This window comes from Okeania sp. SIO2B9 (assembly GCF_010672505.1).
In the GTDB taxonomy this organism is placed as follows: domain Bacteria; phylum Cyanobacteriota; class Cyanobacteriia; order Cyanobacteriales; family Microcoleaceae; genus Okeania; species Okeania hirsuta.
In genome coordinates this window covers 1-9999 of the sequence record NZ_JAAHGK010000103.1, presented here as the reverse complement: position 1 = coordinate 9999, position 9999 = coordinate 1, and the positions used below count along the sequence as shown (strand labels likewise).

The 9999-nt window shown below is 36.2% G+C and carries 7 protein-coding genes and 1 pseudogene; 5 read left to right on the top strand and 3 right to left on the bottom strand.

Annotation, left to right across the window (positions count from 1 at the left end):
* Nucleotides 1-541: 541 nt before the first annotated feature.
* From F6K13_RS06110 to F6K13_RS06090, 4 genes and pseudogenes are all read left to right on the top strand, one after another.
* Nucleotides 542-1294, top strand: a pseudogene (locus tag F6K13_RS06110) (IS5 family transposase); the annotation flags it as partial.
* A gap of 1036 nt (nt 1295-2330) precedes the next feature.
* Nucleotides 2331-3068: a dienelactone hydrolase family protein gene (locus F6K13_RS06100; protein ID WP_124143484.1), complete on the top strand. Its 738-nt coding sequence runs from the start codon at nt 2331-2333 to the stop codon at nt 3066-3068.
* 287 nt (nt 3069-3355) lie between these two features.
* Nucleotides 3356-4270, top strand: coding sequence for a S1 RNA-binding domain-containing protein (locus tag F6K13_RS06095; protein WP_124143483.1), 915 nt, complete (start codon nt 3356-3358; stop codon nt 4268-4270).
* A 965-nt stretch (nt 4271-5235) separates the two neighbouring features.
* Nucleotides 5236-6378, top strand: a complete 1143-nt coding sequence (locus F6K13_RS06090; protein WP_287287028.1) for an EcsC family protein — start codon at nt 5236-5238, stop codon at nt 6376-6378.
* A 203-nt stretch (nt 6379-6581) separates the two neighbouring features.
* Here the strand turns inward: F6K13_RS06090 and F6K13_RS06085 are convergent, their stop codons facing one another.
* The 3 genes from F6K13_RS06085 to F6K13_RS06075 form a co-directional block, all read right to left on the bottom strand.
* Complete coding sequence (locus F6K13_RS06085) at nt 6582-6716, bottom strand: hypothetical protein (protein WP_287284713.1); 135 nt, start codon at nt 6714-6716, stop codon at nt 6582-6584.
* 498 nt (nt 6717-7214) lie between these two features.
* Nucleotides 7215-8297 (bottom strand): LLM class flavin-dependent oxidoreductase, encoded by a 1083-nt coding sequence (locus F6K13_RS06080; RefSeq protein WP_124143481.1) that lies wholly within the window; start codon nt 8295-8297, stop codon nt 7215-7217.
* Nucleotides 8298-8431: 134 nt separating this feature from the next.
* Nucleotides 8432-9259 carry a hypothetical protein gene (locus tag F6K13_RS06075; protein ID WP_124143480.1) on the bottom strand — a complete coding sequence of 276 codons (828 nt, stop codon included), beginning with the start codon at nt 9257-9259 and terminating at the stop codon, nt 8432-8434.
* Nucleotides 9260-9812: 553 nt separating this feature from the next.
* Between F6K13_RS06075 and F6K13_RS06070 the strand changes: the two genes are divergently transcribed.
* The coding region (locus tag F6K13_RS06070; protein ID WP_287287027.1) for a BadF/BadG/BcrA/BcrD ATPase family protein at nt 9813-9999 on the top strand (187 nt) is incomplete at its 3' end.

Below are 9999 nucleotides of genomic sequence, written 5' to 3'. Positions count from 1 at the left end.
TCCTTTAGCTCTTGCTGCTTCCAGGCGATGAGCTAAAGGAAATCAAGATTTAGTTAAAGCTCTGGAATCTGAAAGACAATTACTGGAGTGACTTACCTACACAGATGTATTAGCTTTCTGTGTATGCTTCTTATCTCTTTTAAAGACGGTCAGAACTTCCTTAGAAACAGAAGCGGTTTTAGATTTAGTGATAACCACTTTGTTTTTAGGGTGCTTTGAGGTTTATAGTCACCGAACAAGTCCATCCCGGCTCGTTTCAAATTGATTGCTGCGTTTATATCTCGATCAATTTTCCACTGTAGTTCCCGATCAAAATATTCTCTGATACTGCAATCTGTAAACACAATTTCATCTCTATCATAAAGTCATTGAGATGTATAGTTTGGTTTCCATTCTATCACTCTAGAGTTTCACTTGCCAACATCAAAAGCTTTTGCGACTACCTGAGCTAGGGCGTGTCATCAATAAAAATTTGACATTGAGAGTATAGTATGCTTATGGTTAAGCGTCCAGAATCAAAAAAAATCAGAGCTTCTCTAACATGACTAAACGCTATGGTTTACGAGATTATCAATGGGAAAGAATCAAAAACCTACTACCAGGACGTGAAGGAACTGTAGGAAGGACAGCAAGAGACAATCGCCTATTTGTGGAAGCAGTTTTATATCGCTCTTGAGCTGGAATTCCCTGGAGAGACTTACCAGAACGATTTGGAGATTTTCGTGTTGTCCATACTCGTTTTAGTCGTTGGTCCATTTCAGGGATATGGGTGCATAGTATTTCAAACTTTAGCTGAGGATGCAGATAATGAATATGCCATGATCGACGCAACTATTATTCGTGCTCATACTCGTAGTGCAGGAGCGAAAAATAGCAGCCCTGAACAGGAAGATATTGGCCGTAGTAAGGGAGGATTAACCACCAAAATACATGGAGTAGTAGATGCCCTGGGTAATCCCACCCATTTTTTTTAACTCCAGGTCAAGCATCTGACTTGGACGGAGCAGATGTTTGATTACCGATGGTAGAAGCACAAGCAGTATTAGGGGATAAAGCTTACGATGCTCAGGAGCGGGTGATTATGCCTTTAACCAATAGAGGAATAGAGGTAGTTATTCCCCCGAAAAAAAACAGAAAAGAACTCCGTAACTACGATGAGATATTGTACAAAGCACGTCTATGAATCGAAAATTTCTTTGCCAAACTCAAACAGTATCGAGCGTTGGCGGAGCCTAGCGGCAGCTATATCGCCACAAGGTATGACAAGGGTTCCGTAAACTTTCTGGGAGGAATTCCTACAGGTAGCCTCAGTCATTTTATTGGCATAGCGATCGCCATCTACCTGGAACATACAATACCCATTTTGTCAACCTCCTTAATTGATGACACGCCCTAGTATGTTAAAAATTTGATTAAATGCAGCATCAGCGCCAAGACTTATTTAACCCAGACTTTGAGGATTGACCATTAGGTAAATACTTTCCATCTTCATTTTGTTTGCCTTGATTTGTGCAAGTTAATCCTGCTAAATTTCACAATTCATCAAAAAATACTTTTTTACCTGTCCGACTTAATTTGTCAGCTGTTTTATACTGAAAATATTTACGACTTCTAGCTATTTTTTGATTAATTTTACTTTCGCGTTTTGCTAGCTTTCCTCTGGCTTTACTGCCATGTTTACCTTTTTTATGTTATTACCTTGGGATACTTTGGTCAGTTGCTCTTGATTTGTTCTTAACGGTTTCAAAGAAGATAATTTATTTCCTGGTGATCTGGCTCAATAAATATTCTTGTCTAGAAAAGCATCTCAATCTATGAGTTTTTCCCAAGATTGACTGATATTCTCAACTTAAACTTATCCACCAACTATCAGTTTTTTTGTTAGTGAAACTTGTTTGATTTGAGTTCGAGCAGGTATTGTTCTAAGGGTTATAGCCTTAATTAAACCTATTTTAGGAATTAAAATATATCACCATTTACCATTAATTTATCAAAACTTTAACCAAGAATCATTACCATGAGGAAAGTTCAATTAACGAGGTCTAGATTGACTTTTCAACCTAGGCTTACCCCTTCGTTTCCTAGCCCGAAGTTACAGCTTCAGACCTGGTAGGAGTACGCAAGACGCGCAAAAGTAGGTCTTCAGCAACCTCAACAGCTAAGGAAAAGGTCACAAAAAAAGGGTAATCGAACTAGATATTGAGAAATGTTTGGATAGAATTAACCACAGTGCGATAATGACACGGGTCATCGCACCCCAAAAAAGAGGGAGGAGGTTCCTCCTGATCAAAAATTGTAAATTATACGGCGGGTCTCCCGTCGCCGAAAAGATGACAGAATTAAAAATCCGTACAGCCCATATTCAAGTCCCCAACGGAGACCTAGAAATAGCTTCTTATCTAGCACAACCAGTAGAAGAAAATCTATTTCCAGCAGTAGTAGTAATTCAAGAAATATTTGGGGTCAATGCCCATATCCGAGAAGTAACAGAAAAATTTGCCAAAGAAGGTTATGTAGCGATCGCTCCCTCAATCTACCAACGTCAAGCTCCAGGTTTTGAAGTGGGCTATACTGAGGAAAATGTCAAACTGGGTCGCAAGTATAAAGAACAAACCAAAGCCTCAGAACTACTAAGTGATATTCAAGCTACTATAAATTATCTCAAAACCCTACCTACTGTTAAAGCAGACAAGTTTGGTTGTATTGGTTTCTGTTTCGGAGGCCATGTGAGCTATTTAGCAGCAACTTTACCAGAAATTCAAGCAACTGCCTCTTTCTATGGAGCTGGTATTGCCACTGGTACTCCCGGTGGTGGTGAACCTACTATTACTCTAACTCCGAAAATTAGTGGTACTATTTACTGCTTCTTTGGCACAGAAGATCCTTTAATTCCCATAGAACAGGTAGACCAAATAGAAGCAGAATTACAGAAACATCAAATTAAGCACCAGGTATTTCGTTATCAAGCAGATCATGGTTTCTTTTGTGACCATCGTAGTAGTTATAATGCTGAAGCTACTGCTGATGCTTGGGTCAAGACAAAGCAACTTTTTGGTCAAGAATTGTAAAAAAAAGTAGTTTTAGAAAGTGTTGGTCAACAAAATATTGAAGCTCGAACATCCCTATGAATTGATCTTCTCATGGCTAATAGCAAAAATCTTAACTCTTTGAGAACTAGCTAAATTTTAGTCAATATTTCAGGATTATTTTTTTGTGGCGAATAGTTTAATATTTTTGCTTCCCCCCTACTCCATACTCCCTATTCCCTGTCTATAGGTCAATAAGTTATTTTTTTCTCTACTGAAGCCCCAAAGATTAGCTATATTGAAGTAGCCTAGTGTTTTTTTTACCGTATATGAATCCCGAATCAACTAGCTCTCAAGAAAGTAAACAGTCCTTTTCCATGGACGATTTTGCTAAAGCTCTCGAACAACCTCAATATAATTATGGATTTCAAAAAGGACAAATAGTTACTGGAAAAGTATATAGTTATGAATCTGAAGGTGTATACATTGATATAGGGGGTAAGTCTTTAGCTCTTTTACCCATTCAAGAAGCTTTCTTGGGAGTAACACAAGATTTATTGGAAGCACTACCATTACAGCTAGAACGGGACTTCCTAATTATCCGTGAGCAAAATGCAGAAGGAGAAGTGCTTCTTTCTATTAAGCAACTAGAAATTAATCAAATTTGGGAGAATTTGATTGAATTACAAGAAGGTGGTCAGTCTTTCCAAGTTCGAGTAATTGGTACTAATAAAGGTGGGGTGACGGTGGACGTACAATCTTTGCGGGGTTTTATTCCGCGCTCCCATCTTTTGGCAAAGGATAATTTGGAGTCATTGATTGACCAAGTATTGACGGTCAATTTTTTGGAATTAGACCAAGAAAAAAAGAAAATTGTAATGTCTCAGCGTTTGGCTGCTCAGTCTGCTGGTTTTAGTAAGTTAATTGTTGGTCAGTTGGTGGAAGGAAAGGTTGCGGGAGTGAAACCTTTTGGTGTTTTTGTAGATTTAGAGGGTTTAACTGGTTTGCTTCATATTACCCAAGTTAGTCAAAAACGGGTTGATTCTTTATCAACAATTTTTGCCCAGGGTAATTTGGTTAAGGCGATGATTGTTGATTTGGATGAGGGTCGAAAGCGCATTTCTCTTTCTACTAAGGTGTTAGAAAATTATCCAGGGGAAATGTTGGAAAAAATTGATGAAGTGATGGAGTCTGCTGATGCTCGCGCAGAAAGGGCGAGAAAGGCTTTACCTCAATTACAATAGCAGGGAATAGGGAATAGGGAATAGTTGGAAAAATATTTCCTAGTCTAAGGTCTTTCATTAGTCTATGTTCTCATCAATTCTTTCTTAGCTATAGGTTTAATTTTTCTATTACTTTTCAGGATGGCTGAATAGGTTTTGGCACTTATTCAGCAATTTTTATAACTCAAATTTATCCGTTGATGCAATAGAACTCCGTTCTGCTACGCGATAAAACTACGTTTCGCTGAGGCGATCGCACTCCCACTCATTAATCCTCTTTTTCATTTTAATAAGCACCTGCGCAGAGCTACAGACTTGTTATCAATATACATCAAAATTCCCTGGGAAGCAAAAATCCTGTATTTATTGCATATCAAGACTTGTAGCGTTTATGAAAAGATTGCTAAAACAAGCGCAAAATCACGATTTTTCCCTAAATTTTGGCCTTCAAGAGCTACTTTCAACTTTTTTTGTGAAAATTAGTTTAAATTTCAAATAGTTTAATCAATTAAATATAAGTTTAATTAATATAAAATTATTTTATAGTCTTGTAAAAAGTAGTAAAGAGTCATTTCAATTATCAGTTATCATAAGTTTTGAAACTTATTCAGCAATTTTTATAGTCAAGATTTTATAGACATGAAATGGCAGGAAAAAGAGATAATAATCTCAATTTTATCAATACAATTTTTCAGCAAATAATTTCATCAAATCCTACTTTACTAATTAGACAAGTTTTTTTATTAGCCATAATAAATCAGGGATAATTGTCTTTTTTTATTAAGTACAATTTCATAGATAAATAATTTTCAAAAATAATCCTACTGTGGGAACTTAAAAAAAATTTTATAGATTATCAATAGGTCAGTATTTTTTCGGAAAATAATAGGAAATTACGCTATAAAACTTCAGTAAATACACTATTGTTAACAGACAAATGTGCATCTTATTCTAGATATATAAATTCATAAAAGATCAGTTTAAAGATGACTACAACTTCCGCAGATTTATCAAAAACTCCAAATCAAAATTCGTCTTTTTTAGGGTCATTATTTGGTTCAGTTAGAGGAGCAGCACAAGTAGTCGGAAACGCCACAGTTCAAGCAGCTTGTGGTGCTGGTGAAGCTATTGGTAGTGTAGCTGTAAATACAACACATAGCCTAGGATATGTTACTGAAATGGTGAATAATAGTCAATTATTGTTACCATTAACAAAAGCTCTGAAAATAGAGCTGTTAGAAATAGTTGATCGGATAGATATTGTCAAAGCTGAAACTGAAATTCAACGCCTACAACAAAAATATCCAAATGAAAGCCCCTCTGAAATTAGCCATCGTGTAATTTTAGAGAAAGCAATTTATGTTGGGGGGACAGGGGTTGCTACAAGTATTGTACCAGGAATGGGATTAGGACTCATAGCAGTTGACTTAACAGTTACAACTGCAATACAAGCAGAAATGGTATATCAGATTGCTTATGCTTATGGATTTGATTTGCAAGAACCAGCAAGAAAAGGAGAGGTTTTAGGAATTTTTGGTCTAGCAGTTGGAGGTGGTCAAGCTTTAAAAGCCGGATTAGGTTTTATGCGAAATGTGCCTTTAGCAGGTGCAGTAATTGGTGGTAGTACAAATGCAGTTATGCTCTATTCCCTGGGGTATGCAGCTTGTCGGTTCTATGAAGCAAAATTGGCCCCAGAAACTATGGAAGCTGCACTAGAAACTGCTCAAGTTGATACCCAGAAATATTTAAAAGCGGCGATCGCTCAACAAGCTATTATGGATCAAATTTTGGTTCATGTAATTTTAGCTGGAAATCCTGGAAAAACTTGGGAGCAAATACTTCCAGAACTTGAGGAAGCTAACCTTAGTCCTGGTTCTTTGGAAATAATTCAGAAGAATATCAAATCTCCTCCATCTCTAGAAAAATTACTTGCTCAAGTCAATGATGAGTTTGCGATTTCAGTTGTAGCTCAGTGTCAAAAAATTGCTGAGTTAGATGAGGTTATTACTCCACAAGAAAAGAAAGTCCTCGAACTAATTAGTAAGAAGTTGAAGGTTGACCTAGCTGCTGTGGAAATGCAAGTCCTTCAAAGTGAGTTAGATGCTTTAGCAGGTATCCTATTGGAATAACAATAAATCTTTTAAAAAATTGAAATGAAACTGCATATTAGGAAGGCTGAATAAGTATCAAAACTTATTCAGCCGTTTTTGTAGTGGAAATTTTTGTCAATACGAAATGTTCAACAATTAACAATTAATAATTACCTCTTCTTATAAAGAAGAGGATGGAGCTAAAGGAATTTTTTTCTTTTTTCCCCATGAATGGAGAGGCTTTATACCTGAATTTTTCGGTAAGAAAAATCATCAATCTTATCAATGCTATTTTGCCATAGAACTCCGTTCCGCTGACACGATAGAATTCCATTCCGCTTCGCGATCGCACTTCTACTTACCAATGGTCTTTTCATTTTAATTAGCACCTACGCAGAGCGACAGACTTGTTATCAATATACATCAAAATTCGCTATGAAGCAAAAATCCTGTATTTATTGCATATCAAGACTTACAGCGTTTATGAAAAGATTGCGAATACAGGGGCAAAATCGCGATTTTTCCCGAAAATTTGGCCCTCAATAGCTCATTTCAACTTTTTTTGTCAAAATTAGTTTAAATTTTAAATATATTAATTAATTAAATATAAGTTTAATTAATATCGAATTATTTGATAGTTTTCTAAAAAGTAGTAAAGAGTCATTTCAATTATCAGTTATCATAAGTTTTGAAACTTATTTAGCAATTTTTATAGTCAAAATTTTATCGATATGAAATGGTAGGAAAAAGAAGTGAAAATTATCAATTTTATCAAGACAATTTTTCAGCAAATAATTTCATAAAATCCTACTTTACTAGACTAACTAAGTTATTACTGCATGACTTCTTTGCAACGCCAACCCCCTAAAAAATAGTCAAACAACACTATTACCGACTAATTGCTTTTCAGTAAAATGAGGCATCACTTCTTTAGCAAAGAGTTCCATAGAAGTTGTGGCATCTTCGACTGAAATAGTGTTAAAGTTGACCTGCATAGATGCAAATTCAAAACCTCCAACCTGTTCATAGTAACTAGCGATTGTCTTGCGCAATTTTTCAGGGGTACCAATCCAAGCAGCTCCCTTTTCTATCTGAGATTCAAAAGTTTCTTCCTGTAGTGAAGCAATAATTTTATCGTAGCCTGGATAATCTACCGAACAAGTACCCTTTACCCAATCAGAAGCAGCTTCTACCAAAGATTTCAAATACCTATTTAATGGTTGACGAGCAATGGCGATCGCCTGCTCCTCAGTTGGCGCACAGAACATATGAAAAGCCAACATTACCTTACCTTGGCCTGGATGACCAGCAGATTTCCAGGCATCTCGATATAGCTTAATTAACTCGGCCATTTTCCCACCAGCTAAAGGAATTGCCATTACTCCATAACCCCTTTCACCAGCAGTCACAAAAGATTCTGGAGTAGCCAGACACGCTATCCAGAAGGGAGGGCGGGGAGTTTGAGTCGGACGAGGCAAAGAAGTAACATTCTCAAAGCGGTGAAACTGACCTTCCATACTCACATTTTCTGCTTCAAGAAGGCAACGTACCTGTTCCATCCCTTCCGTAAAGCGGGCACGACTTTCGTTTAAATCAATCCCAAATCTAGCAAATTCATGGGGCAAAAATGCACGAGCAAAACCAACTTCGAGACGTCCGTTGGAAATTGCATCTAACATCCCAATTTCTCCAGCTAGTTTAAGTGGATTGTTGAAGACAGGCAACACTGCTCCGGTAATCAAGCGAGCTTTTCGAGTTCGTTGGGATGCTGCTGTGAGGAAAACGATAGGATTAGGGCTATATCCGCCGTATGGATGGAAGTAGTGTTCGACAATTCTAACATTAGTATAATTAAGTTTGTCGCACAGACTTACCAGATGGAGAGCTTCATGAAAATACTGTGCTCCTGACTTCTGTTGAGGGCTAACATCGGGAAAAAACTGTAAACCAAATTCCATTTTGTTTTTAGAGTTGATAAAGGATAAAATCGGGTAACTCAATTGCAGGGTAGTTATGGTAGCTACTTTTCAGTAATGATGGCTTCAATTTCTATGTCTAGTTCTGAGCGACATATATCTGAATGCAGATAGACTTATCTATCTGCAGCAGCGAAATTTTTCTTAACCATCTGTTGAACAACAGGCAAATCAGAAGGATGGCGGATGTAAATGGTGAAGGAGCGATCATAAAGCATTGGGTCTGGAAGTCCTGGATTAAACCCCATACGTTCAAACACCAGTTTCATGTTATCCAGAGTTACCTCAAACTGTTTTTCAATATTGCCTTTGCCTACAGACTTATGTCCTTTGATGCTAGCTGTTCCTGACAGATAGCCAATACGTTTACCATTGGACTTAATAACAGTTCCTCTGGCAAAACTTGGCGAACGTGGTCCATACTGGGGTGGGTATTTGTAGGCTGAAACTTGTTCGGGATTTTCCACATTACTAATGTTTTCCTTCACTGCAATAAAGTAGATTGCATAGGTGTCATCAGCAATACCTATACCTGTTGCTGCTGGTAATTTTACACAAAAGTTTGTCCCATAAAAACTTTCAAATGCTAGGGATCTACCCTTACAGAAAGATTTATAGTTTTCCAGACCCTTACTTTCATCATTAATATAGGGAACATAATTCCCAATTCGACATAAATTCCAGTCTTGTGTCAGTTCTAGCAAACTTAAATATGTTTTGTATGCAATATCTTCTAGAGGATATGTTATTGGTACAGTCGATACACCCATTAATTGGGAATTTGTTTGTAGCAGATTAAAATCTTGCTCGGTGTAATTTTTTCCTAATTCGCTAGAGTAATGAATGATTGAATATCCTTCCAGGATTGGAATTTTGAGGTACAAATTAATTTCATCTATGGTTGAAAAGCAGAAAGTTCTATCTTGTCCAAAATAAATATTCATGTTAATTCCAACTATGCAACTATTAGGAGTATCATGTGCGCTTAATCATTTTTGATACTCCTAATACTAAGCTAAAGGTTGAGATAATCTGTGTTTTAGCCTTAGGGCAACTCTTCCACAGGAGGATTCTCTGAGGCACATCAATGGGGTTTCATATAAATATAAAAAATAACCTAAAAGGTAATCTTAACAATTAATAAATGACTAAAAAGTATGAGTATTTATTTGTTTTTATTAGATTTGTATAATAACTTTGACATTTTTTTATGTCAACTTGACATAAAAATCAACTTAGTTTTGCTATTTATGATATTTTTTTTATAGTTAGAATAATTCGATGTCAAAATTTTTCCTGCCTCCCAATTAGATAAATAATAATAATTATAGAATATGAAAAAATTAAATGTTTTAGAAATTGATGGTGGTGGTATCAAATAAGTTAAAAGTTATCAATTAACAGTACCTACCACTGAAGTAGGAGGTTTGAGAGCTGATATGAATTGTCAAAAATTTTCCTAGCTCAAAATTAGATAAATAATAATAATTATAGAATATGAAAAAAGTAAATGTTTTAGGAATTGACGGCGGTGGCACTAAAACAGAAGCCGTTTTAATAGATGAAAATTATCAAATTCTTGGTAGTGGTAAAAGTGGTCCGTCAAATTATCAGAGTGTGGGAATTGAAGTAGCTAAAAATTCAATTCAAACCGCTATTACTCAAGCAGTTACTAATAATAATA

Bases quoted from the DNA above. Each gene is read 5' to 3' on its own strand.
- F6K13_RS06100 (WP_124143484.1), top strand. From the start codon at position 2,331: ATGACAGAATTAAAAATCCGTACAGCCCATATTCAAGTCCCCAACGGA.
- F6K13_RS06095 (WP_124143483.1), top strand. From the start codon at position 3,356: ATGAATCCCGAATCAACTAGCTCTCAAGAAAGTAAACAGTCCTTTTCC.
- F6K13_RS06090 (WP_287287028.1), top strand. From the start codon at position 5,236: ATGACTACAACTTCCGCAGATTTATCAAAAACTCCAAATCAAAATTCG.
- F6K13_RS06085 (WP_287284713.1), bottom strand. From the start codon at position 6,716: ATGAAAAGACCATTGGTAAGTAGAAGTGCGATCGCGAAGCGGAATGGA.
- F6K13_RS06080 (WP_124143481.1), bottom strand. From the start codon at position 8,297: ATGGAATTTGGTTTACAGTTTTTTCCCGATGTTAGCCCTCAACAGAAG.
- F6K13_RS06075 (WP_124143480.1), bottom strand. From the start codon at position 9,259: ATGAATATTTATTTTGGACAAGATAGAACTTTCTGCTTTTCAACCATA.